General features: G+C 70.0%; 23 protein-coding genes and 2 pseudogenes. 8 read left to right on the top strand and 17 right to left on the bottom strand.

From position 1 onward, the window contains the following. Positions 1-388: 388 nt before the first annotated feature. Positions 389-688: pseudogene (locus ABGB06_RS14655) on the bottom strand (integrase core domain-containing protein); the annotation flags it as partial. A gap of 73 nt (positions 689-761) precedes the next feature. On the opposite strand from ABGB06_RS14655, the pseudogene ABGB06_RS14660 reads away from it, so the two are divergent. Next, a pseudogene (locus tag ABGB06_RS14660) lies at positions 762-1,480 on the top strand (helix-turn-helix domain-containing protein); the annotation flags it as partial. Positions 1,481-1,809: 329 nt separating this feature from the next. On the opposite strand, the gene ABGB06_RS14665 reads toward ABGB06_RS14660, so the two are convergent. The 9 genes from ABGB06_RS14665 to ABGB06_RS14705 form a co-directional block, all read right to left on the bottom strand. Beyond that, a complete protein-coding gene (locus ABGB06_RS14665) occupies positions 1,810-2,652 on the bottom strand; it encodes a TIM barrel protein (protein ID WP_347589213.1) in 843 nt (280 codons plus the stop codon). Then, positions 2,649-3,605, bottom strand: coding sequence for a VOC family protein (locus ABGB06_RS14670; protein WP_347589215.1), 957 nt, complete (start codon positions 3,603-3,605; stop codon positions 2,649-2,651). Before ABGB06_RS14670 ends, ABGB06_RS14665 begins: the two co-directional genes overlap by 4 nt. Next, positions 3,602-4,006, bottom strand: a complete 405-nt coding sequence (locus ABGB06_RS14675) for a carboxymuconolactone decarboxylase family protein (protein WP_347589217.1) — start codon at positions 4,004-4,006, stop codon at positions 3,602-3,604. Before ABGB06_RS14675 ends, ABGB06_RS14670 begins: the two co-directional genes overlap by 4 nt. Next, positions 3,999-4,199 (bottom strand): tautomerase family protein, encoded by a 201-nt coding sequence (locus tag ABGB06_RS14680; RefSeq protein WP_347589219.1) that lies wholly within the window; start codon positions 4,197-4,199, stop codon positions 3,999-4,001. The genes ABGB06_RS14675 and ABGB06_RS14680 overlap by 8 nt, the downstream gene beginning before the upstream one ends. Positions 4,200-4,201: 2 nt before the next feature. Next, on the bottom strand, positions 4,202-4,993 hold the full coding sequence (locus ABGB06_RS14685; RefSeq protein ID WP_347589221.1) for a fumarylacetoacetate hydrolase family protein: 792 nt from the start codon (positions 4,991-4,993) through the stop codon (positions 4,202-4,204). Continuing rightward, positions 4,990-6,045, bottom strand: coding sequence for a 4-hydroxy-2-oxovalerate aldolase (gene dmpG / locus ABGB06_RS14690; protein ID WP_347589223.1), 1,056 nt, complete (start codon positions 6,043-6,045; stop codon positions 4,990-4,992). Before dmpG ends, ABGB06_RS14685 begins: the two co-directional genes overlap by 4 nt. Continuing rightward, entirely contained in the window at positions 6,042-6,953 is a 912-nt protein-coding gene (locus ABGB06_RS14695) for an acetaldehyde dehydrogenase (acetylating) (protein WP_347589225.1), read from the bottom strand. Before ABGB06_RS14695 ends, dmpG begins: the two co-directional genes overlap by 4 nt. Next, positions 6,950-7,762: a 2-keto-4-pentenoate hydratase gene (locus tag ABGB06_RS14700; RefSeq protein ID WP_347589227.1), complete on the bottom strand. Its 813-nt coding sequence runs from the start codon at positions 7,760-7,762 to the stop codon at positions 6,950-6,952. The genes ABGB06_RS14695 and ABGB06_RS14700 overlap by 4 nt, the downstream gene beginning before the upstream one ends. A gap of 271 nt (positions 7,763-8,033) precedes the next feature. Further along, positions 8,034-8,774 carry an IclR family transcriptional regulator gene (locus tag ABGB06_RS14705; RefSeq protein ID WP_347589229.1) on the bottom strand — a complete coding sequence of 247 codons (741 nt, stop codon included), beginning with the start codon at positions 8,772-8,774 and terminating at the stop codon, positions 8,034-8,036. Between the two features lie 66 nt (positions 8,775-8,840). Here ABGB06_RS14705 and ABGB06_RS14710 point away from each other — a divergent pair, with 66 nt between their 5' ends. The 3 genes from ABGB06_RS14710 to ABGB06_RS14720 are packed head-to-tail and all read left to right on the top strand — an operon-like array spanning position 8,841 to position 11,717. Continuing rightward, entirely contained in the window at positions 8,841-9,713 is an 873-nt protein-coding gene (locus tag ABGB06_RS14710) for a shikimate dehydrogenase (protein ID WP_347589826.1), read from the top strand. 49 nt (positions 9,714-9,762) lie between these two features. Then, entirely contained in the window at positions 9,763-10,230 is a 468-nt protein-coding gene (gene aroQ, locus ABGB06_RS14715; protein WP_347589231.1) for a type II 3-dehydroquinate dehydratase, read from the top strand. Between the two features lie 50 nt (positions 10,231-10,280). Further along, positions 10,281-11,717: an Nramp family divalent metal transporter gene (locus tag ABGB06_RS14720; RefSeq protein ID WP_347589233.1), complete on the top strand. Its 1,437-nt coding sequence runs from the start codon at positions 10,281-10,283 to the stop codon at positions 11,715-11,717. 485 nt (positions 11,718-12,202) lie between these two features. On the opposite strand, the gene ABGB06_RS14725 is transcribed toward ABGB06_RS14720, so the two are convergent. After that, on the bottom strand, positions 12,203-13,396 hold the full coding sequence (locus ABGB06_RS14725) for a Gfo/Idh/MocA family oxidoreductase (protein ID WP_347589235.1): 1,194 nt from the start codon (positions 13,394-13,396) through the stop codon (positions 12,203-12,205). A gap of 135 nt (positions 13,397-13,531) precedes the next feature. Between ABGB06_RS14725 and ABGB06_RS14730 the strand changes: the two genes are divergently transcribed. After that, a complete protein-coding gene (locus ABGB06_RS14730; RefSeq protein ID WP_347589237.1) occupies positions 13,532-14,398 on the top strand; it encodes a helix-turn-helix domain-containing protein in 867 nt (288 codons plus the stop codon). A gap of 109 nt (positions 14,399-14,507) precedes the next feature. Here ABGB06_RS14730 and vanX read toward each other — a convergent pair whose 3' ends face one another. From vanX to vanH, 3 genes are read right to left on the bottom strand one after another with little or no spacing between them, the layout of a single operon-like run. Beyond that, entirely contained in the window at positions 14,508-15,116 is a 609-nt protein-coding gene (vanX, locus tag ABGB06_RS14735; RefSeq protein ID WP_347589239.1) for a D-Ala-D-Ala dipeptidase VanX, read from the bottom strand. After that, positions 15,113-16,153, bottom strand: coding sequence for a D-alanine--(R)-lactate ligase (vanA, locus tag ABGB06_RS14740; protein ID WP_347589241.1), 1,041 nt, complete (start codon positions 16,151-16,153; stop codon positions 15,113-15,115). Before vanA ends, vanX begins: the two co-directional genes overlap by 4 nt. Beyond that, positions 16,146-17,153 (bottom strand): D-lactate dehydrogenase VanH, encoded by a 1,008-nt coding sequence (gene vanH, locus ABGB06_RS14745; protein ID WP_347589243.1) that lies wholly within the window; start codon positions 17,151-17,153, stop codon positions 16,146-16,148. The genes vanA and vanH overlap by 8 nt, the downstream gene beginning before the upstream one ends. Before the next feature lie 222 nt (positions 17,154-17,375). Here vanH and murF point away from each other — a divergent pair, with 222 nt between their 5' ends. Then, positions 17,376-18,719, top strand: coding sequence for a UDP-N-acetylmuramoyl-tripeptide--D-alanyl-D-alanine ligase (murF, locus tag ABGB06_RS14750; RefSeq protein WP_347589245.1), 1,344 nt, complete (start codon positions 17,376-17,378; stop codon positions 18,717-18,719). 63 nt (positions 18,720-18,782) lie between these two features. On the opposite strand, the gene ABGB06_RS14755 is transcribed toward murF, so the two are convergent. The 3 genes from ABGB06_RS14755 to ABGB06_RS14765 form a co-directional block, all read right to left on the bottom strand. Further along, positions 18,783-19,919 carry a peptidoglycan bridge formation glycyltransferase FemA/FemB family protein gene (locus ABGB06_RS14755; RefSeq protein ID WP_347589247.1) on the bottom strand — a complete coding sequence of 379 codons (1,137 nt, stop codon included), beginning with the start codon at positions 19,917-19,919 and terminating at the stop codon, positions 18,783-18,785. A 252-nt stretch (positions 19,920-20,171) separates the two neighbouring features. Beyond that, complete coding sequence (locus ABGB06_RS14760) at positions 20,172-21,269, bottom strand: endonuclease/exonuclease/phosphatase family protein (protein WP_347589249.1); 1,098 nt, start codon at positions 21,267-21,269, stop codon at positions 20,172-20,174. Beyond that, positions 21,266-21,898, bottom strand: a complete 633-nt coding sequence (locus tag ABGB06_RS14765; RefSeq protein ID WP_347589251.1) for a M15 family metallopeptidase — start codon at positions 21,896-21,898, stop codon at positions 21,266-21,268. The genes ABGB06_RS14760 and ABGB06_RS14765 overlap by 4 nt, the downstream gene beginning before the upstream one ends. Before the next feature lie 88 nt (positions 21,899-21,986). Here ABGB06_RS14765 and ABGB06_RS14770 point away from each other — a divergent pair, with 88 nt between their 5' ends. After that, positions 21,987-22,682: a response regulator transcription factor gene (locus ABGB06_RS14770; protein WP_347589253.1), complete on the top strand. Its 696-nt coding sequence runs from the start codon at positions 21,987-21,989 to the stop codon at positions 22,680-22,682. Beyond that, positions 22,675-23,775 (top strand): HAMP domain-containing sensor histidine kinase, encoded by a 1,101-nt coding sequence (locus tag ABGB06_RS14775; RefSeq protein WP_347589255.1) that lies wholly within the window; start codon positions 22,675-22,677, stop codon positions 23,773-23,775. Before ABGB06_RS14770 ends, ABGB06_RS14775 begins: the two co-directional genes overlap by 8 nt.

The following is a 23,775-nucleotide window of genomic DNA, read 5'->3' on the forward strand; positions in this document are numbered from 1 at the left end:
TAGCGCACCTGACTGGGGGTCAGGGGGTCGTGGGTTCAAATCCCGCCGTCCCGACCAGCATCTTCGCAGGTCAGAGGCTGTCTCCGCGTTTCGCGGGGGCGGCCTTTCGTATGTGCGCATGCTCCCATGGGAGCATGGGAGCCCTCGTGCTCCCATGCTCCCAAGACGTCAACCACAGTGACGCCGAGCTTCACTCCGTCCGGTCATGATCGGTAGCCGCCCGTTGGCCTTGGGGGCGGTTGTCAACCGTAGGGGTCGGTAGTCACCCGTTTCGGATGCCGCACTGTGTCCTGGGTTGCCCCTTGGCTCTCGTTGGGCGGGGAACGCGTCAGGGGTAATCGGTGGTGTGGACGTGGCAGGGGCCTTGACCCCGAATCCTGGACACGGGTTATGCGGCTGGTGCCAGCGTAGGTGATGTTGTTTCGGACGCTGTCTCGTAGGCGATCGGGCTGCGCTGCCCGAGGTGGGAGTGACGGCGTTGGGTGTGTAGCGGTTCAGCCAGCGGAACGCGTCGAGGCGGGCCTCGCGCTCGCTGCCAGGTCGTGCGGCCCTGGAGCGTCTCGCGTTTGAACGTCGCGTTGAAGGACTCGGCGAGCGCGTTGTCCGCGCTGGAGCCGATCGCGCTCATGGACTGGTGGACGCCGGCTTGGCGGCAGGCGTCGGTGAAGGCCCGGCTGGTGTACTGGGCGGATTCAATTGATCGTCGCAACACCTCACGGAACTGGGAGGAGGTTGTGGTGCGAGGGCAGGCGAAGAGGAATCTGGAGGCCGCCCGGGCGGGCGGGCGCGCTCCGTTGCGGTCACCGGGGCGACCTCCGGCCAGCACCTTGGAGGATCAGCGCCGCTTCTGGTGGAGGATCGCCGAGGGGCTATCCAGCGAGGATGCCGGCCTCGCATGCGGTGTGTCGCAGCCGGTCGGGACGCGATGGTTCCGTTTGGCTGGCGGATGCCACCGATGAGCCTCGATCCTCCTTCGGGCCGCTACCTGTCGTTCGCCGAGCGTGAGGAGGTCGCTTTGCTGAAGGCGGCGGGCGAGGGAGTGTGCGCTGTCGCTCGGCAGTTGGGCCGATCCCCGTCGACGATTTCGCGTGAGTTGCGGCGCAACGCCGCCACCCGCGCCGGCAGTCTGGCCTACCGAGCGTCGGTCGCCCAATGGCAGGCCGAGAAGCGCACCAAGCGGCCCAAGACCGCGAAGCTGGCCGCCAACGAGCAGCTGCGCCAGTACGTTCAAGACCGATTGGAAGGCACGGTCGCCGTGCCGGACGGCGTCGCGGTGCCGGGCCCTGCGACGGTCTGGATCGGGCGGCGACACGGCCGGCGCAAGGACCGCCGCTGGGCCACGGCGTGGAGCCCGGAGCAGTTCGCCAACCGGCTGCCGATCGACTTTCCCGAGGACGAGACGATGCGCATCTCCCACGAGGCCATTTACCAGGCGCTCTTCATCCAAGGCCGCGGGGCGCTGCGCCGTGAGCTGTGCGCGTCCTTTCGAGGTCCCGAACCTGACCCCCTGCTGCGCGGACCACGAGGAGACCTTCATCGCCATGAAGGGCCCCTCCTCCCCGGCCCCACCGGGGCCGGGCTCAGAGGTGTCCACCACCCGGGGACAGGTCCCCCGTCCGGCTGGCGATGGTGCTGCTCACTGGTTACTTGGCTCACGTACTCCCCTAGATCTAGCCGCCGCCGGAGAGGACAGGCGCTCCCTGGTTGCCGAGGGAACCGGTGCGCGAGCAGGTACTACCGCGGTGTTCCGGAATACGCGGTGACCCCGCGTCGAGAGCGGGCCGCGGGTGTCCGGTGGACCAGGTGGACTCAGTGCGTGGGAAGCACCCCCAGGGCGGCTGATGCCTTCATGAACGCCTGGGTGGCCATCTCGTCGACGGGGAGGTCCCGGTAGCCGGGGTAGTTGACCTCGACGCAGTAGGGGCCGCGGAAGCCGCGTTCGTGCAGGCCCAGCAGCAGGCCCCTGAGGTCCAGTTCGCCGTCGCCCGGCAACAGGCGGCCGCGTCGTGCCTCGGCGAGGAAGTCGTCATGCACGATGCGGCCGTCGTTGAGTTGGACGGCCGTGATGCGGTCCGGGGGCAGGCCGGTGAGGTCGGCGAGGGTGGAGCGACTGTTGTAGAAGTGCCAGACGTCGATCATCAGTCCGGCATTGGGGGCACCCGACGCCTCCAGCACCGCGCGCGCGGTGGCCACGTCCTTCAGGCCGGACCAGGGGAACGCCTCAACCGCGACGTGCAGACCGTGTTCGACGACGGCGTCACAGATCGCACGAAGCCGGGCGCCCGCGGCGGTGATGTCGAGTTCGTCGCCGGCGAACTCGCCCGCTGTGACGTGATGGGGGCGGAAGGCGTGGCCGAGCGCGTCGACGGTGGCGAGGTGACCGCCTTCGGGGTCCGCCGTGGCCCAGCCGCCGAGGAACTCGATTTCGCGCAGGGCCAGTCCATGCGTGTCGAGCAGCGTGCGTACGGACTCGTCGCTCGTTCCGGCTGCTCGGATCCGCTGATAGTCGTCGATGTGCAGGCCGATACCCGTGAAGCCGGCGGCGGCCGCCGCGCGGCAACGCTCGGCGAACGGCACGCGGGCCGGCTGAGCGAAACCGGCGCCGGAGAGGGTCACGAAGCTCGCGGTGAGTTCGGGGAGTGTGGGAGTCATGGCAGGGTCGGGGTGGCGTGGGAGTGGAAGCTGTCGGGCACGTCGAGGCCCCAAGCGGTGGAGCGACCCCGGCCCTCGGTGGTCCAGGTGACCGGTTCCCAGTCGGGGGCGAAGATGTGGAAGCCGCCGGAGAACACCTCGATGCGGTTGCCGCCTGGTTCCAGGACGTAGAGGAAGAAGCCCTGGGTGCGCGAGTGCTTGGCTGGGCCGAACTCGATCTCAGTGTCCAGCTCGCAGAAGATGTCGGCGGCGCGGAGCACGTCCTCGCGGTTCTCGACCGCGTACGCGAGGTGGTGCAACCGCCCGGTGACCCCGGGAACGGGCTCGCGGGTGATGGCGAGGTCGTGGGCCTTGTTCATCAGGCTGAGCCAGGCGCCCGCCTCGGGCCGGCCGGGTGGGATCAGGTGTTCGCGAAGCTTGAAGCCCAGCGTCTCGCACATGAACCCACGCGTGGCGGGCACGTCCTGCGTCAGGACGTTGATGTGGTCGATCCGCGCCGCGCCGACACCGGCGGAGACAGAGGACTGGGGCTGATTGGGCAGGTATGACGCCTTGGCCTCGGGAGCGCGGTACTTCTCGGACTCGTAGTAGAGCTCCATGCGCTGGCCGCTCGGGGCGATGAAGGAGTACGCCCTGCCGTGCCCGAAGTCCCCGTCGGTCCACTCCCCGTCGACGCCGCGTTCCTCCAGGGCCGCGACCCGGCGTGTCAGGGCCTGCGGGCTCACCGCGCGCCAGGCGACATGACCGAGTCCGGCGCGGTCGGCCGCGGTCAGTTTCAGGGTCGTCAGGTCGTGGTCGCCCCATGCGCGCAGATAGGCGCTGCCGCCGGACTCGTGCACCAGGTGCAGGCCGTAGACCTCGGTGAAGAAGGTCAGGCTCTGGTCGTACACGGGGGTCAGCAGCTCGGCGTGGCCGAGGTGGGCGAGCTCGTAGAGCGGCTCAGTCGTTGTCACCGCTTCTCGCCTTCTTTCGCCTTCTCCGCCAGCTCGGCGATGTCGGCGAGCACCTGGGGGCCGCGATTGATCGCGGAGAATCCGGTGAACAGGAACGCCAGGTCGATGACGGCGCGCAGTTCGTCCCAGCTGGCACCGGCTCGTAGTGCGGCGAGACCGTGCAGCTTGGCGGCGTCGCTGAGTTTGGCGTGCAGGATGCCGAAGAGCACGAGCTGGACGGTCTTCTGGTCCAGCGCCTCCGGATACATGATCATATTGCGCAGGCGCTCGTGCGCGAGCAGGAGTTCCGGATCGGTCTTTCCCGACGCCTCGAACCGGGCGGCCACCCGTGGGGGGACGAAGCCCAGCATCCGCTCGTAGGTCGCGCGGTAGTCCTCGGGGCTCTCCGGTCGGTCAGTCATGGGATGCCTCCTGTTCGGCTTTGGTGACGTCCCCCACCGCCCAGTGCTCCGGTGGGATTTCGCGTACGAGGACACGGATGGCCGTGTCGGGGGCGTTCAGGGAATCCCGTACGGCGGCGTGCACCCGGTGGATGAGGTCGCGGATCTTCTCCGGGGGGCGTCCGGCGATGACGCTGATCTCGACGAGTGGCATCTTCAGGCTCCTGTCATGCGCAGCGTGCCGAGGTGGGTGAACTCGGCGCTGATCTCCCGTCCGGGCTCGACGAAGACTGCGTCGGTGAGGCCACCGGTGAGCACAATCCAGCCAGGCTCGATGGCGAGGCCGCGCGCCCCGAGGGAGTTCGCCGCCAGCGCGAGCGCCTCGGCGGGGTGGCCCTGTACGGCGGCGCCGGTCGCGGAGTGGGTGATCTCGCCGTCGATGCCGAGCAGGCATGCCTCCAGTGCGAGGTCGAGCCCCTGTGCCGGCAGGCCGTTGCCGCCGACGACGAAGCGGGCGGAGGAGGCGTTGTCGGCGACCACATCGGGGAGGGTGAAGGCGAAGTCGGTGTAGCGGCTGTCGATGATCTCGAAGCCGGGGTGCACGCTGCTGACGGCGGCAAGCGCGGTCGCCGCGGTCACGCCGGGACCGGCCAGCCGCTCGCCCATGACGAAGACGATCTCCGGCTCGGCGCGCGGGTGGATGAGCTCACCCATCGGCACCGGTGTGCTTTCCGGAAGCACCATCGCGTCGGTGAGCCAGGCGGTGAGCGGGGAGTCGATGCCCATCCGCTGCTGCTTGGCGCGGGAGGTGAGACCGAGTTTGACGCCGACGAGCCGCTCCCCGGACTCGAGCTTGCCCCGCAGCAGCGCGTCCTGCACCTGGTAAGCGGTGGCCAGGTCAAGGCCAGGCCACGCGTCGGTGATCCGGCCACCGTCCCGGCGGTCCGTCTCCCGGCTCAGCAGCTCGGTCACCGCGCGGTCGATGGTCCAGTCAGTCGGACCTGTCATTGGCGCACACCTTCCAGGGCCGTGGCAGGGACCGTGGCGCGCGACGACAGGTCGATCGCCACATCGATGATCATGTCTTCCTGGCCTCCGACGTATCCGGCTTCGCCGACCGCGCGCAGGATGGCGTGCGCGGGGACGCCGTAACGCTCGGCGGCGCTCTGCGCGTGGAGCAGGAACGAGGAGTAGACGCCGTACCGCCCCTGCTCGATGGCCGGACGATCCGCGACGGGCAGTCGCGGCACCAGCGGAGTGAGGACCTCGTCCGCGGCGCGCAGTATGCCGTCCACGTCCAGGCCCGTGGGGATCGCCAGCCGGTCGAAGACGGTGGCCAGCAGCTCCGTCGGCGCGTTGCCCGCCCCGGCGCCGAGCGCGCACAGGCTGCCGTCGATCTGGCGGGCCCCGGCCTGGTAGGCGGCGATCGAGTTGGCGATGCCGAGCGAGAGGTTCTGGTGGCCGTGGAAGCCGACCTCCGCGTCCGCGCCGAGCTCGGCGCCCAGGGCCAACACGCGGTCGGTCACGTCGGTGGGCAGCAGCCATCCCGCGGAGTCGACCACGTACACGCACTGGCACCCGGCGTCGGCCATGATCCTGGCCTGCCCTGCCAACGCCTCGGGCCCGATCCGGTGCGAGAGCATCAGGAAACCAACCGTCTCCAGGCCCAGCTGGCGGGCGGCCTGGAAGTGCTGCACGGAGACGTCGGCCTCGGTGGCGTGGGTCGCCACCCGTACGATCTCGGCCCCCGCGTCCCGGGCACGGTACAGGTCAGCGACCGTGCCCAGGCCGGGGAGCAGCAGGACAGCGATACGCGCGTCACGGGCCTCGTCCACCGCCGCCTCGACCAGTTCGATCTCGTCGGTGTGTGAGAAGCCGTAGTTGAAGGACGACCCGGCGAGGCCGTCGCCATGGGTGACCTCGATGACCCGCACTCCCGCGTCGTCGAGGGCACGGGTCACGGTCCGCACCTGTTCGACCGTGAACTGGTGGGCCACCGCGTGGCTTCCGTCGCGCAGGGTGGTGTCGGTGATGCGCACCGCCGGTGTGGTCTCACTCATGGCGTCATGGCTCCCTGTCGCAGCGTGATCAGCTCGCCGACGCGGACGGCGGCGGCGGTCATGATGTCGAGGTTGCCTGCCCACGGCGGCAGGTAGTCGCCGTTGCCGCGCACCTCCAGGAAGACCGCCACCCTGGCCCGTCCCTGCCAGCCGGGGCGCGGGTCGTCGTACTGCGGCTCGGCGCGCAGCGTGTAACCGGGAACGTAGACCTGCACCTCAGCGACCGTCTGGTGGATGGACGCGGTGATCGCGTCGCGGTCGGCGTCCGCCGGGATGGCGCAGTAGACCGTGTCGCGCATGATCATCGGGGGGTCCACCGGGTTCAGGATGATGACCGCCTTGCCGCGCTCGGCGCCGCCCACAGCCTCGATCGCGTGTGCGGTGGTCTCGGTGAACTCGTCGATGTTGGCGCGGGTGCCGGGCCCGGCGGACCGGGACGCGATCGAGGCGACGATCTCGGCGTACGCGACGGGTACGACCCGGGACACGGCCGCGACGACCGGGATGGTGGCCTGCCCGCCACAGGTGATCATGTTGACGTTCCGGGCCGCCGCGTGCTCGGTCAGGTTCACCACGGGGCAGACGAAGGGTCCGGTCGCGGCGGGGGTCAGGTCGATGGCCGTGATCCCGGCCTCCGCATAGCGGGGGGCGTTCGCCAGATGTGCCCTGGCGGAGGTGGCCTCGAACACCAGGTCTGGCAGGTGTGGTCGGGCCAGGAGCCAGTCCACGCCTCCGGCGCTCGTTTCCAGCCCCGCACCGGCCGCCCGGGCCAGGCCGTCCGAACCGGGGTCCACCCCGACCATGTAGGTGACGTCGATGTGCTCGTTGCTCAGCAGCTTGACCATCAGGTCGGTGCCGATGTTGCCCGGTCCGACGATGGCGGCGGTGGCGGTCGTTCGGGGGGTCATGCGTCCTCCTGTTCGTGGACCAGGTCGCGGACGAACCGGGCGGTGACGCTGCCCAGACCGCCGAAGGTCGCGGTGACGCAGTCACCGGCGGTGACGGACACCGCGGCGCAGACGGAGCCGGGCAGCACGACATGGCCGGCCGCCAGGGTGACGCCGAGCCGGCCCACGGTGTTCGCCAGCCACACCAGGGCGTTGAGGGGCGAACCGAGGACGGCACCTCCCGCGCCGGTTCCGACCACCATGCCGCGCCGGCTCAGCACGCAGCCGGCCAGCCGCAGGTCGACCGCGCCGACCGGAACAGGGCGGCTGCCGAGCACCACGCCGCCCGATGACGCGTTGTCCGCCACCGTGTCGACCAGGCCGATCTCCCAGTCCCGGATGCGGGAGTCGATGATCTCGATGGCCGGCAGGACGTAGTCGACCGCCGAGAGCGCCTGGGCGGCGTTCACCCCCGGTCCGCTCAACGGCCGCTTCAGTACGAAGGCGATCTCTGGTTCGACCTTGGGACTGATGAACGCGTCCAGCGCGATCGGCAGCCCCTCCAGGTGGAACATGCCGCCCATCAGGTGCCCGTAGTCGGGCTGGTCAACCCCGAGCTGGCGTTGCATGGCCGCCGAGGTGAGCCCCACCTTGTGTCCCTGGACGGGCTGCCCCTCCTCGGTCCAGACGCGGACCTGCGCCAGCTGGATCGCGTAGGCGTCGTCGACCGTCAGCCCGCGGTGGGACCGGCTGAGCGGGGGGATGGCCTCGCGGCTGCGCCGGGCCGCCAGCAGTTCCTCGGCGACCACGCCATGCGTGGCTCTGTCCATCCGTGTCTCCTCGGTCGGGCTGTGACGGTCTCCTCGAAGCATGTTCGGCGACCGCCCGGCCGACAAGCCGAGTGATCCGCTGAACGGATCATGATCACGAATGATCGACGCGAGATTATGTCCCGCTCAGCGGATCACCTTGCTTGCTCGCTCCGCGCCGCGGGGGGACAGTCGGTCTCCGCTAACGCGTGAAACACCACAGGCCGAACGCGATGGAGGGAACGGCATGAGAGGACAGGCGGCGCCCGGACAGGTCATGCGCCGTGTCCGCTCAGCGTTCGTCCGGGACGGAGCTGGGGCCCCGCAGTTCGCGACTGATGGCGAGCGCGGCCGTACGTACCGCGGGGCCCACCCGTCGCAGATTGAGCCGGCCGCTCCAGCCCGAGATGGACACCGCCGCGACCGCTCGGCCGCCCGCCCCCTGGATCGCACTCGCCACACACCCCACGCCGGGACCGGACTCCTCGCTCTCATACGCGAGCCCCGCCCCGCGGATCCGTTCCAGTTCGCGCCTGAGCAACTGCGGCGCCGTGATCGTCCGCGGGCCAACCGCGGCCAGTCCACGCACGCAGACCGCGTCGACCGCCTCGGGCTGGCTGAACGCGAGAAGGGCCTTGCCCACCGCGGCCGCGTGGGCCGGCAGCCTGCCCCCCACCTGCGATCCCATCCTTGGAGCGCCCTTGCTGCGCAAGATCTCGACGTACACGACCTCGGTGCCGTCCAGGACCGCGAGATGAACCGTCTGTCGGGTCGCCTCGCGCAGATCGGCCATGTACGGCAGGGCTATCGCCCGGAGATTCCGGTGCCGGGAGGCCAGCTCGCCGTACTCGAACAAGCGCGTGCCCATGTGCAGCGTCGCGCCGTCGCGCTCCAGGAATCCGTACGCGACGAGGTCCCGTACGAGGCGGGAGGTCGTGGACTTGGGCAGGCGGGACCGGCGGGCGATGTCCGACACCCCCAGTTCGGCGTGGAGCGCGTCGAAGGCCCCGAGCACGGCGGCGACACGGGCCACACCGGAATCAGGAACGTTCCGTTCAGCGGGACACATCCTCGGATCATGACGGGAGAACCAGACGGCATGCAAGCATGCGCGTACGGCCTCATCGGTGCCGGCATAGGAACATCACTGTCACCGGCCCTCCACGAGGAGGAAGGCAGGCACCACGGCCTGGGCGTGTCCTACGAGCTGATCGACACCGCCCGCCCCGGCACTCCGGACGAGTTGGGAGGGCTGCTGCGGGACGCCGAGGCCCAGGGCCTCGCCGGGCTCAACATCACGCACCCGTACAAGCAGCGGGTGATCCCTGAGCTGGACGAGCTCTCCCCCCTCGCCCGGGCGATCGGAGCCGTCAACACCGTGGTCTTCCGCGACGGGCGCCGGATCGGCCACAACACGGACGCCTCCGGATTCGCCCGATCGTTCCGGCGCGGACTCCCCGGGGCTGCGACCCGCCGTGTCGTCCAGCTCGGCGCGGGCGGCGCTGGAGCCGCCGTCGCGCACGCCCAGCTCGCGGCGGGAACCGGGCATGTGGCGATCGCGGACCCCGACCCGTCCAGGAGTGCGGCGCTGGTCCGCGCACTGCGGAAGGCGTTCGGCGACGAGCGCGCCGACGCGGTCGCCCCGGACGGGCTGCGCGCTTCTCTGACGGCGGCCGACGGGGTGGTCAACGCCAGCCCGGTCGGCATGATCAGCCACCCCGGCACTCCGGTCGCCGTGGAACTGCTACGGGACGACCAGTGGGTCGCAGACGTGGTCTACATGCCCGCCGAGACCCGGCTGCTGTCCGAGGCGGCGGCGCGCGGCCTGCGCACCCTGGGCGGCACCGGCATGTGCGTGTTCCAGGCAGCTGGGGCGTTCGAGCTCATCACCGGCCGCACCCCCGACACCGAGCGGATGCTCCGCCATCTTTCCCGGCTCCTCGACCAGCGGGAGGCGGCCACGCCCGCCTGACCGGCGCCCCGTATACCCACTTGCCCACATCCCCGTGAAGGAGCCGCACGTGAGCGATCGCACCGCCGGCAGCGAGGCTGGACGGACCGTCCTGTTCCTCAACGGCCCCAACCTCAACCTGCTCGGTACGCGCGAGCCCGACAGGTACGGGTCCACCACGCTGAGTCAGGTCCAGGAGACCGCGACGAAGACCGCCGCCGAACACGACCTGACCCCCCGCTTCGTGCAGAGCAACCACGAGGGCGTGCTGATCGACGCGATTCACGCGGCGCGCACCGAATGCGGCGCCATCGTCATCAACCCCGCCGGCCTCACGCACACCTCCGTCGCACTGCGGGATGCGCTCGCCGCCGTCGCCCTGCCGACCGTCGAGCTGCACATCACCAACGTGCACCGGCGCGAGGAGTTCCGGCACCACTCCCACATCTCCGCGGTCGCCGACGCCCTGATCGTCGGCGCCGGAACGCACGGCTACGTCCTGGCGACGCTGCACGTCGCGCATCTCCTCTCCCGCTGACCCCGTCCCCGCCCCCATCCCCAGGGGCACCGCACCGCTTGGAGAACGACATGTCACACGAAGGACCGACGACCGTCAGACCTCCCGGTTCCGGCGAACCCGGCGACGCCGAGATCCGGGACCTCCCGGAGCCGATGCCCCTGCGGCGGATGGTCGGCCCCGGTGTCGTGGCCGTCGGGATCGGACTGGCGGCGGGGGAGATCATCCTGTGGCCCTACCTCACCTCGATCGGCGGCCTCGGTCTGCTGTGGCTCGCCCTGACCACCCTGGTCGTCCAGACCGTCATCAACATGGAGATCGAGCGCTACACACTGGCCACCGGTCAGACTGTCGTCGCCGCCTTCTCCCGGTGGTGGAAGGGCTGGGGGATCGCCATCTGCCTGGCCGGCGCGTTCCAGTACGTCTGGCCGGGCTGGGCCACCAGCGGCTCCACGGTGTTCACCTATCTCGTCGGCGGCGGTGATCCGGTCTGGGTGACGGTGATCGCGCTGGGCGTCATCGGCGCCCTGCTCTCGGCATCGAAGGTCATCTACCGGACGGTGGAGCGGGTCGAGGTCGTCAAGGTCGGGCTCACCCTCTTCTTCCTGGCCATCGTGGTGATATTCGTGATCTCCGCCGCCAGCTGGGGCGAGGGAGCCAGGGAGACAGCCACCGGTTTCGGGCAGATCCCGGACGGCGTCACCTTCACCATGCTGCTCAGCGCGATCGGAGCGGCCGGCGCCGGGGGCGTGCACAACCTGGTGCTGAGCAACTGGATACGCGACAAGGGGTACGGGATGGGCGCCCACGTCCCCCGCCTCGTCTCACCGATCACCGGCCGGGAGGAGGCCGCGGGCGCCGACCGGTACGCCTTCCCGCAGGACGAGGCCAACCTCGCCCGCTGGAAAATCTGGTGGAAGCGCGCGAACACCGAGCACCTCATGATGTTCTCGCTCGTCTGCGTCGTAACGATCACCATCATGAGCCTGCTGGCGTACGAGACGCTGTTCGGCCGCGACGACCTCGACTCCAGCCCCGAATTCCTCAACATCCAGGGTGACATTCTCAGCGATCGCGTCGGGGAGTGGCTCAAGCTGCTGTTCTTCGCGATCGTCTCGGTGTCGCTGTGGGCGGCCGCCATGGGACTCCTCGACGTCATCGGCCGTGTGGCCGCCGACTTCCTCCGGCGCAGCTACCTCCCGAACTCCGCCTTCTGGACCGAGCCCCGGCTCTACCTCGTTGTGGTGTGGGGCGAGATCATCCTGGGGTCGTTCATCCTGCTGGCGGGATTCACCCAGCCGATCGCCCTCCTCGTGGTCTCCACCTGCGCCGCGTCCGTGGTGACCCTGCTCTACTCGATCCTGCTGGTCCGCCTGAACACCAGGGACCTGCCCAGCACCATCCGCCTGCGCGGCGCCAGGCTCGGCGGAATGGCGGTAGCCATCGGGTTCTACGGCTTCTTCGCCGTCGCGATGGTGGTAACGCAGATACGGGACAACGTCCTGTGAGCCCGTACTGAAACTGCGCCGAAACATCCCATAACCCAAGCCGTGTCTCCCGGCCTGGTCACCCTGCGGTGACCAGGCCGGGAGCTGTATCGCGAAGGCCACCGCCGGCACCGGCTGGGCGTAGTAGTCGGCCAGCATTTCTGCGGGCCAGGCGGATTCGCGGACCTCGCCGCGCGGCGACTGGACGTCGCCAGCATCGCGGCTGTCGCTGGCCGCGGTCCTGCCGATCGTCTACGGGCTCAGGCAGATCGCGGCCGAAGGCATCGACGCGGCGTCGGTCGCGGCGGTGGCGCCACACACCGGATGTTCCAGAGGATCAGGGAAGAGGCTGAGGTTGGGAGTCTGAGACCGCCTGGCTCGGAGCCGGGCAGGTGAGATCCTTGGTCGTGGGTTCGAATCCCGCCGTCCCGACCAGCTTTTTTCGCAGGTCAGACGCTGTCTCCGCATGCGGCGGGGGCGGCCCTTCGCGCGTCTGCCGGGTCCGGCTAGGCGGGGGCCTGTCCGAAATCGGGGATCTCCAGCCGGACGCCGCCCTGGAGGGCGGACCGGTGGGCGACGATGCCGGGCAGGGTGTAGCGGGCGGCGACCCAGGCATTGACCGGGGGGAGGGAGCCGGTGGTGACGGCCGTGACGAAGTCGTCCGCCAGGAAGTGGTGACTGCCCTCGTGACCGTTGGGGGCGTGGGCGAACTGCTTCGGCAGCCGGGAGCGGTCGTGGACGGGGGCCGTTCCGGACGCGAAGGCGTCACGCAGGGCCGGGGCGACGTGGGCCAGTGAGGGATCGTCCGAGGAGAGGGTGGGCCTGGGGCGCAGCTGGTCGGTGATGTCTTCCACGCCCTCCTTGTCCTGCCAGACGCTGACCGTCGCGAGCTGTTCCAGGCTCCCCGCGGTTCCGAAGAACCGGAAGCGCGATTCCCGTATGTGGGAGGGGTATCCGACCCTGCGGAACTCGTTGATGCGGAAGGAGCCGCCGCCGGCGGCCTCGAACAGCGCGGTGGCGTTGGAGAAGTCGTTGCCGAACTGGCTGATCTCCCGGTCGAAGACCCCGTCCCCGCGGTCGTCGACGACCCCGATCGCGCTCACGCTCGTGGCATGGGTCTGCCAGGCGCCCAGGATGCCGCCGAGGGAGTGGGTCGGGTACAGCAGCGGCGGGTAGCTGGCCGTGGCCTTCCAGTTCTCGCCGCCGCTGTACTGGTACGCCTCGTAGAAGCCGAGATCCATGTCGTGGACGTAGTCCCCCTCGGCGTGGAAGAGCCGGCCGAAGGCGCCCTCGGCGGACCGCTGGCGGGCGTAGACGGTCGCCGGGTTGTAGTGGCTGGTCTCGCCCATCATGTACGTCAGCCCGGTCTCGTTCACCGCCTCGATGATGGCCCCGATCTCCTGTTCGGTCACGGCCATCGGCACGGCCGAGTAGACGTGCTTGCCCGCCCGCAACGCCTGGACGACGAGCGGACCGTGCGACCAGCGCTGGGTGAAGATCGCGACCGCGTCGACGTCCGAGTCGAGCATGGCCTCGTACGACGGGAGGGTGCCGGCGAGGTCGTGGTCGGAGGCGAGCCGCGCGGCCCGCTCCGGCCGCAGGTCGCAGGCCAGGATGTCGCCCACACCAGGGTGCAGCCGCCACAGCTTGGCGAAGGACCCGGCGAACTGCCCGCATCCGACGATCCCCAGAGAGAACACGTCACCACTCCTCACCGCGGACTCGTCGCCGCGTCATCGCACACGGAACCGGCGGCCAACGACAACCGGTGCGCCACCATGTGACGATAGAAGCCTGGGAAGCGCGAAGTCTTCATCGATGAGAGCGAGGATTTCTTGGATCCTCAGGTACCGTCCCGGGTCGAGCCGTCGCGTCTCACCGGCTGGGCCGGCCAGCCCACCCTCATGGACGCCGCCCATCAGCACGACGATCTGGAGATCAACCTCGTGGCCGAGGGCGGCACGATGCTCTACCTGTTCGGCGGGGTGCCGGTGGAGGTCGGGCCCGGCAGCGTGGCCGCGTTCTGGGCCGCCGTGCCGCACCAGCTCGTCGCGAACTCGGCCACCCGCGTCCACTGGATCTACGTGCCCTTCGCGGAGTTCCTGCGCTGGGGGCTGCCCGACTCTCTCGTCAGTCGACTCCTGTCCGGCACGCCACTGGTCGCCGCGCCCTCGGCCGCCACGGCGACCGATCCGGCCAACTTCGCCCAGTGGGCCCAGGACCTGGCCAGCGGCAAGCCCGAGCGCCGCCGGATCGCCATGCTCGAGGTCGAGGCCCGGGTGCGCCGACTCGCGCTGGGCACGCTGGGCGAACCGGTGCGCCACTACGTGGGAGGTTCCCCCGCGCTGCGGCAGGTGATCACCATGGTGCGGCATATCGCCGAGCACTTCCGTGAGCCCCTGGCCGTCGCCGACATCGCCGCGGCGGCGCAGCTGCACCCCAGCTACGCGATGGCCCAGTTCCGCAAGGTCGTCCACACCACGGTGGGCGACTACCTCACGCGGTGCCGACTGGCCGAGGCCCGCCGCCTGCTGGTCACCACGGACCTGCCGATCGCCCAGGTGGCCTCGGTGTCCGGATTCGGCTCGGTCAGCCGCTTCTACACCGCGTTCACCACCGCGTGCGGCGCACCGCCGGCCAGGTTCCGGCGGGAACACCTGCATGACGGTGAGGCGTCGCAGGCGGGATCGCGTCCCGGATGAGCGGCGCGTTCGGAGGTGTGGCGTGCGGCAGCGTGACGGGCGGCCCGGCACGGTGTGTGCCGGACCGCCGGGTGGTCGGGGCTCGGGTGGTCAGCGCGACCCGGCCCGACTAGGTGATGGGGAAATCGAAATACGTTTCGGGATAGGGCTCGTCCTGGAGTGTGTAATGCCACCACTCGCACGCGTAGGGGCTGAAACCGCAGTCCTCCATGATGAAGCAGAGGTGTTGCCGGTTCCTCGCCTCCACGTGCGTCGCCCCCTTCGCTCCGTGGTGTGAGATCTCGTCCATCAGGTCATGGTCACCCCCCATGGGGACAAGATCACCGGTGGCCAGATGGTAGAGCGTCAGGTCCACGGTGCTCCCCCGGCTGTGGCCTGACTTGGCGGCCACGTAGCCCTTCTCGAACATCTCGACCCTGTCGATGTTCGGATAGTGCCGCAACTTCGTCCGGCCGTCCTCGGGCTGCTTCGACCAGTGCAGGAAGCGGTTCACGGCGCGTTGCGGGCGGTAACCGTCCCAGAGCAGCAGGCCGAAGCCGAGCGATTCGGCCTTTTCTCGCGCTCGTTCCAGGGCCACGCACAGGGCCCGCGTACCGACGATTCGATTCACCAGGTATCCGTCCACCGGTTTACCGGTGAAGTTGTCCCAGGTGGCGTACTTGGCGTCCCACCGTATGCCGGGAACCGCCTCGTCCACGTAGAGGAAATCGTCCCTCATCGACTTTTCCCGGTCAGGGCCAGGGACACCATCCGGTCGATCGACTCGGCGAGCGACACCCCGGCGGCTTCCATCATCCTCGGATAACGGCTGTACGAGGTCATACCGGGAAAGGTGTTGACCTCGTTGAGGACCACTCCCCCGTCGTCCCTGAGGAACATGTCCACCCGAGCCAGTCCCCTGCATCCGAAGGCACGGTACACGGCCCTCGCCGTCTCCTGAACGAGCGATCGCGACTCCGCCGAGATGTCGGCGGGGACGATGGCCGTCGAGTTGTCGGAACCGCTTTCGGGCTGGCTCTCCTGATGGATCTTGAAGAAGCCATGTGACAGCGCGATGCGATCCACCTCTCCGGCGGTCAGGTCCGGATCGTTGCCCAGGATGGCGCATCCGACCTCGCTGCCGACGACGGCCTCCTCGATCAGAACCTTCGAGTCGTACTGTCGCGCGACTTCCACCGCACTCGCCAGTTCATCCTCTCCGGACACCTTGCTGACGCCGAAGGACGACCCGGAACGGGCCGGCTTCACGAAGACCGGATAGGTGAACTGGTCGGGATCGACGCTCTCGTCCGCCGTGACGGTCCAGAAGTTGGGCGTGGCGATTCCCGCGCTTCGGGCGACGACATAGGCGAGCGATTTGTCCATGCACAGAGCCGAACTCTGGACGTCGCATCCCACATAGGGGATGCCGGAGAGCTCCAACAAGCCCTGCATCGCGCCGTCCTCGCCGAGCTTGCCGTGCAGAACGGGCAGGATGACGTCCAGGCCGATCGTCTCGTACCGCCCCTGGTCCAGAACGAGCAGTCCGGGCAGGCTGCTGTCCGGAGACAGCACGGCCGGACGGGAACCGGCGTCCTCCCAGCCCGGGCTCGGGCCGTCACAGAGCCTCCAGGCGCCGCTCCTGGTGATCCCGACATAGCACGGCTCGTACTTGTCGGTGTCGAGGTTGTCGGCGACCCGTCGCGCGGACTTGAGGGAGATGGGATGCTCTTCCGAGCGGCCCCCGAATATGATCCCGATCTTCAGTCTATCCATGCTGGTTCCCGCTTTCGAACTTAAGGCAGTTGGTGATGGAATTCTCGACGGTGTCGCTCAGGGCATGGTCCGTGTAGTAGGCCGTGTGCGGACTGACCAGGACGTTCGGGAGTTTCTGCAGCCGCAGCAACTTGCTTTCCACGGGCCTGTTTCTGCAGTCGGCGTAGAAAATCCCCTCCTCGCCTTCGAGGACGTCCAACGCCGCACCGCCCAGCCTGCCGCTTTCCAGCGCCGAGATAAGGGCTTCGGTATCGAGAAGCGGACCGCGTCCGGTGTTGACAACGAACGCGCCGGGCCGCATCCGCTCGATGCGCCGACGATTCAGGAGGTGGTACGTGTCCGCGGTGAGCGGCGTGTGGAGCGTCACCATGTCGCTCCGCTGCAGCAGCTCGTCGAGCGGGACGTAGTCGGCAGCGGTACTGGGCCGACTGTCATAGGCCAGTATTCGGCAGCCGAAACCCCGCAGCCTGTCCATCACCGCCGCGCCGATGCGTCCCGTTCCCACAATCCCGACCGTGAGATCGCGCAGCTCCCTCCCGCGCACGTCGTTCAGCCGGTAGTCATGAACGTCCGCACGACTGATGACCGATCTTGCGTTTCGCACCGCCATCAGCATCAGCATCAGCGTGTAGTCAGCAACGCTGTCGGGTGAGTAGGCGACGTTCCCCACGGTGATTCCGACGCGCTCCGCATACCTCATATCGATATGGTTGTAGCCGATGCTTCTCGTGGAGATGTACGCTACGCCGGCCTGACTGAGCGCGCGGAGCGTGGAGTTCGCGATCTGAGTCTTATGACCAATGCTGATGCACCGATTTCCGGAGGCAAGTTCGATATTGGCCTCGGATACCGCGGCCTCCGTGATAGTCAGCGTCACGTCGAAGCGAGGAGCCAGCTCCCGGAACAGGACGGCCTCGTCCCGCCCGCATCCGTAAACCGTGATTCCCGTCAGCGACGGGGCGCGGAGGTCCGCCGTTCGAGCTGGTTCGCTGTAGGTCATGCCACCACTCAAGGCAGCGTGGCGTTGCCAGGATGTATCCGATTTTCGATACGTCGAAGATATGTTACTTGCGGGTAAGTTATCGTCGGTATATCGAAAACCGGATACGTGCCGGCAACACCGCGCCGTCTTGACTGGCGGCGTGACCTATCGCGAACCAATCTCCGTCAACCGCCACCTCGCCAGCCCACTCCCGTGCAACGGCCCTCGCGCCGTCCGCGCATGATCCCGCTCAGCCTCGGCGAGATCGCCGCGGTCGTCGGCGGGACGGTCGAGGGCGACGGCGCCGTGACGGTGACCGCGCCGGCCGTGCTCGACGGCCGGCAGGCCGAGCCGGGCAGCCTCTTCGTCGCCTTCCCCGGCGAGCGCGTCGACGGCCACGACTACGCCGGCCAGGCCGGCCGGGCCGGCGCGGTGGCCGTGCTCGGCTCCCGGCCCACGCCGCTGCCCACCGTCGTCGTCAAGGACGCCCAGGCCGCGCTGCAGGCGCTCGCCACCCACGTCGTGGACCGGCTGCGAGCCGGGCTGACCGTCGTCGGGGTGACCGGCTCCCAGGGCAAGACCACCACCAAGGACCTGCTGGCGGCCGTGCTGTCGAGCGCCGCGCCGACGATCGCCACGATCGGCACGCTCAACAACGGGCTCGGCGTGCCCCTCACCATGCTGCGCGCCGACGCGGCCACCCGGTTCCTCGTCCTCGAGATGGGAGCCAGCCACGTGGGCGACATCGCCGAGCTCACCGACCTGGTCGCGCCCGACATCGGCGTCGTGCTCAACGTCGGCCAGGCCCACATCGGCGAGTTCGGGTCCCGCGAGGCCATCACCAGGACCAAGGGCGAGCTGGTGCGGGGACTGGCGCCCGGCGGGACCGCCATCCTCAACGCCGACGATCCCCGGGTGGTCACGATGCGCTCGCTCACCGAGGGCCCGGTGCTGACCTTCGGCCAGGCGGAACAACCCGACGTGCGGGCGCTCGACCTGACGCTGGACCGGTTCGGCCGGCCGTCCTTCACGCTGCGGACCGCCGACGCCTCGGCTCCCGTCGCGCTGCCGTTCGTGGGTGCCCACCAGGCGCTCAACGCGGCGGCCGCCGCGGCGGCGGGGCTGGCGGCCGGCGTGCCCCTCGACGTGGCCGCGGCGGCGCTGTCCACCGCCTCGCTGTCGAAGTGGCGCATGGAGCTGCGCGACCTCGCCGGCGGCGCGAGGCTGCTCAACGACTCCTACAACGCCAACCCCGACTCGACCCGCGCCGCCCTGGACGCGCTGGCGGCGATCGAGTGCGGGCGCCGCATCGCCGTCCTCGGCGAGATGCTCGAGCTCGGCGACGACAGCGCGGCCGAGCATCGCGCCGTCGGGGCGTACGCGGCCTCCCTGGCGGACGTGGTGGTCGCGGTCGGCGAGGCCGCCCGGCCGCTCGCCGACGGCGCGGGAGCGCGGGCGGTGGCGCTGGCCGACAACGACGCGGCCGTCGGCTGGCTGCACGGCCACCTCGCCGCCGGCGATGTGGTGCTCGTCAAGGCCTCCCGCGGGGCGGGCCTCGACGAGGTCGCCGCCGCGCTCACGTAGTTCCGCGGCGTGGTGGGCGGCTGCCGGCGCGCCGCGGGCAGCCGCCCACCACGGGATCCGGCCTCAGCGCCCGCGTCGCCTCATGTAGAGGTCGAAGGCCCGGTAGACGATCGGCCGCAGCGGCAGGTCCCATTCGCCGACGTACCGCACCGCCTGACCTCCGGTGCCGACCTTGAACTGGATCAGCCCGACGTGCGGATCGTCGGCGTCCAGGGTCGGGGTGATGCCGCGCAGGTCGTAGACGTCGCAGCCGGCCGCCAGCGAGTCGCGGATCATCGCCCACTGGCAGGCGTTGGAGCCGCGCACCTCGCGCTTCTCGGTGGAGGAGGCGCCGTAGGAGTACACCGCGTGGGCGCCGACGCGGACCAGGATGCTGGCGGCCACCAGGTCGCCCTGGTGGCGGGCCAGGTAGAGGCTGATCCGGTCGGGGTCCTCGGCGCTCATCGCCGCGAACATGTTCTCGAAGTAGCGCAGCGGCCGGGGGGTGAAGTGGTCGCGCTCGGCGGTGTGGACGTAGAGGTCGTGGAACGCCTTCAGGTCCGCACCGACCGTGACCTCGACGCCCTCCTTGGCCGCCTTCCTGATGTTGCGGCGCCAGAGCTGGTTCATCCCCCTGAGCACCTCGTCCTCGGTCCTGCCGGCCAGCGGAACCTCGTACTTGAACTGCGGATGCCCGACCCCGAAGCCGTCCTCCGGGCTCTGCGGCAGCCAGCCGGCGTGCCTGAGCTGACTGGCCACGCGGGCGCCGACGGGATAGACCCGCTCGCTGGGCAGGTCGGTGAGCCGCCTGACGTCCGGGTCGGCGACGCCCTCCTTGACCTGGGCGGCGCTCCAGGCGTCCGTCCACACCGGCGGCCCGAGCCGGATCGCGAACGCGCCGTGTGCCCTGAGGTGGGCCGCCAGCGGGTCGAGCCAGGTGTCGAGCTCGCCGGTCCAGTCGATGACCGGGCCCTCGGGCAGGTAGGCCAGCGTGCGGCGCTCCAGCCGCGGCACCGGGCGGTGCAGGACGAGCCCCGCACCGACCAGCTGCCGGCCGTCGAACCAGCCGAGGGACTCGCTGCGCCACTCGGTCTTGACCCGGGCCCATGCCGGGGTCTGCAGGAAGCTGGCCGACCGCTGGGTCCGCACGAACGCCAGGTGCTCGGCGTCGCTGATCGGCCCGACGGTCAGGCTGGCACCCGGGTGCGCGGTTGGGCTCACAGGTCCACCGTCCACATGTCAGCGGTCACGAACACGGCGCTCATGCACCCCGAGCCACCACGAGCAGGATAGTGCGCGCCGCCCTGGCCGAGGGCGCGCCGGGCGGCCGAGGAGGACGGGATCGCCAGAGGCTGGGCTGTTGTTCGTGCTGGTTCGCGGTAGGTCACGCGCCCAGTCAAGGCAGCGTGGTGTTGCCAGCACGTATGTGGTTTTCGATATGCCGACGATATCCGCGAGGGAGCGGGCCGCTGGTCACCAGTTGATGCCGGCCGCCACCGGCAGGTGGTCGCTGCCGGTGGCCGGCAGCACCCACGAGCTCCTCGGCTCCACGCCGCGGACCAGGATCTGGTCGACCCGCGCCACCGGGAAACCGGCCGGCCAGGTGAAGCCGAAGCCGTCCCCGGCCTCCTCCTGGGCGGAGAGCAGCCGCGAGGTGAGGTCGGCGAACGCGCGGTCGTCCAGGGCGCCGTTCAGGTCGCCGAGCAGCACCACCCGCTCGTTCCGCTCGGCGGCGATGGCGTCGCCGAGCGCCTGTGCGCCGGCGTCCCGCTGGGCGGTCCAGAAGCCCACCCTGGGAAACACCCGCACGGACCCCAGATGGGCGACGTACACCGCGAGCGGCCCCTGGTCCGTGGCCACCGTGGTGCGCAGCGCCCGGGTCGAGCCCATCCTGATGTCGACCGGCCGGGTGTCCGACAGCGGCAGCCTGCTCCACAGGCCGACGGTGCCCTGCAGCGTGTGGTACGGGTATGTCTTCGCGAGTTCCCTCTCGTACGTGCCGCTGGCCTGCGGGGTCAGCTCCTGGAGGGCCAGCAGGTCGGCCCCTGAGGCGGCCAGGTCGCGGGCGGTGCCGGCCGGGTCGGCGTTGTCGGCGCCGACGTTGTGGCTGGCCACGGTGAGGTCGCCGCCCGGCTGGGACTTGTCGACCAGCAGCCCGCCGAAGAGGTTCAGCCACACCAGGACCGGCAGCAGCAGCGCGGTCACCGCGGACGCGGAGCGGCGCCACAGCGCCCCGGCGAGCAGCACCGGAACGAACAGGCCGAACCACGGGAGGAAGGTCTCCACCAGGCTGCCGAGGTTGCCGATCCGGTTGGGGATCCTCGCGTGCAGCAGCAGGAACAGGCCCAGCAGCAGCGCCAGCGCCGCGAGCACCAGGCCTCGTTTCCAGGGCTCCGGCCGGGAGCCGATCAGGATCGCCCGGCGGACGCCCGCGCGCCACGTCCCGGCGCCGGTGGCCCGGCGGCCGGCCGCGCGCGGGGGGCCGGAGCCCGTGTCCCGGTGGCCGCCGTCGTGTCCGGTCTCCGCCGTGTCCACCAGCGCCACCGTCTGTCCTCCCTCGCCACCGGTCACTGCTGCGTCCTCGGGTCCTCGGTGGGGTCGGCGTACATGCGCGGGCAGCCACCCTCGATCGCGTCGGTGCGCAGTTCGTAGTGCCAGGGTTCGTTCCGGTAGATCTGGCACAGCCCGTACTCGGCACCGTGCGCGGACAGCCACGCCGTCGCGTCGGAGTCGCCGAGGTCGACCGCGTCGCCCGCCACGTGCGGGGAGGTCGCCGCGGTGGCCACCCATCGGGCGGCCTCGTCCTCGGATCCGTACTCGGCGACCGCCTCGCGTAGCAGGTGGTCCTGGTACTCCGGGGAACGCCAGCCGCTGTTGACGTAGAACTCGATCCCCTCGTCCGCGGCATCCGTCGCGGCCCGGCGGAGGGCCCGCAGGAGGCCCGGATCGAGGTTGGTCACGGCCGGAACCGTGTCGTCGAGGACCGTCACGCGGTCGGGGACGACACCGTCGGCCTCGCCGAGCAGGGCACCGCGCTCGCCGCGAGGCGGGTTCGGGGGTGCCGCGGCCGCGGGCCAGTGCTTCGGCGCCTGGTAGCCGAGGGCCACGGTGATCGCCGCCGTGACGGCCACCAGGCCGAGGACCAGGAGCCAGCGAACGCGGCGGGGCGTCGTTCGGGCGGATGGCGGGGTTCGAGGCATACCCGCAAGTCAAGGCGGGGCGCTGTTGCCAGCACGTATGTGCTTTTTGATACACCGACGATACGCGCCCGCTCGTAGCGTGAGAGCCATGCGAGTGTTGATCGTCGAGGACGAGCCCTATCTGGCGGAAGCCATCCGCGACGGTCTGCGCCTGGAGGCGATCGCGGCCGACATCGCCGGCGACGGCGACACCGCCCTGGAGATGCTGAGCGTCAACGCCTACGACATCGCCGTCCTCGACCGCGACATCCCGGGACCCTCCGGTGACGAGATCGCCACCCGCATCGTCGCCTCCGGCAGCGGCATGCCGATCCTCATGCTCACCGCCGCCGACCGGCTCGACGACAAGGCCTCCGGATTCGGACTCGGCGCCGACGACTACCTCACGAAGCCGTTCGAACTCCAGGAACTCGCGCTCAGGCTCCGGGCCCTCGACCGCAGGCGCGCGCACAGCAGGCCTCCCGTGCGAGAGATCGCGGGCCTGCGGCTGGACCCGTTCCGCAGGGAGGTCTACCGGGACGGCCGCTACGTCGCGCTCACCAGGAAGCAGTTCGCCGTGCTCGAGGTCCTCGTCGCCGCCGAGGGCGGCGTCGTCAGCGCCGAGGAGCTCCTGGAACGCGCGTGGGACGCGAACGCCGACCCCTTCACCAACGCCGTCCGCATCACCGTCTCCGCCCTCCGCAAGCGTCTCGGCGAGCCCTGGATCATCGCCACCGTGCCCGGCGTCGGCTACCGCATCGACACGCAGCAGGAGGCCGGGCACGTGGGAGCGGACCGTGGATAGAGCTCCCGGGTTGAGCGTCCGCCTCAAGCTCACCCTCAGCTACGCCGGAATCATCATGCTCGCGGGCGTCATACTGCTCGCCGCGGCCGGGGTGGTGCTCCTGCGCTACCGGCAGTTGGGCATCGACGCCCAGGGCGACCTGGAGATATCGGCGCAGGGCGCCTTCCTGCTCCGCGCCTTCGCCCCGGCGGCAGCCGCGGCACTCACGTTCCTGCTGCTGTTCGGTCTCGTGGGCGGATGGTTCCTCGCCGGCCGCATGCTCGCCCCGCTGACCCGCATCACCGACGCCACCCGGATGGCCACGAACGGATCGCTCTCCCACCGGATCCGGCTCCCCGGCCGCACGGACGAGTTGCGCGAACTCGCCGACGCCTTCGACACGATGCTCGCCCGGCTCGAGGCACACGTCGCCGAACAGCGGAGGTTCGCGGCCAACGCCTCGCACGAGTTGCGCACCCCGCTGGCGATCTCGCAGGCGCTTCTCAGCGTGGCCCGCACCGATCCGAACGGCGACACCGGCAAGATCATCGACCGCCTCCACTCCGTCAACACCCGGGCGATCGACCTCACCGAGGCGCTGCTCGTGCTCAGCCGCGCTGACCAGCGGTCGTTCACCCGAGAACCCGTCGACCTGTCCCTCCTGGTGGAGGAGGCCGTCGAGACGCTCCTCCCGCTCGCGGAGAAGCGCGACGTCGCCCTCGAGGCCAGCGGCGACATCGCCACCACGGACGGATCGCAGGCCCTGCTGCTGCAGCTGACCACGAACCTCGTGCACAACGCGGTCGTCCACAACCTGCCCGAACGGGGCACCGTGTGGGTCAGGACCAGCCTCCGCCCCGGGACCGTGGTGCTCACGGTCGAGAACACCGGCGACAAGCTCACCCGACAGCTGGCCTCGACACTCACCGAACCGTTCCAACGCGGCACCAAACGCATCCACGCCGACCACGCGGGCGTCGGCCTCGGCCTGGCCATCGTCAAGACCATCACCCACGCCCACGACGGAACGCTCACCCTCACCCCACGCCCCGACGGCGGCCTCCGCATCACCGTGGAACTCCCCGCGACGGCCCCGCACACGGGCAGGCACTGA

The sequence above is a fragment of the Streptomyces sp. B6B3 genome (assembly GCF_039871525.1).
GTDB lineage: Bacteria > Actinomycetota > Actinomycetes > Streptomycetales > Streptomycetaceae > Streptomyces.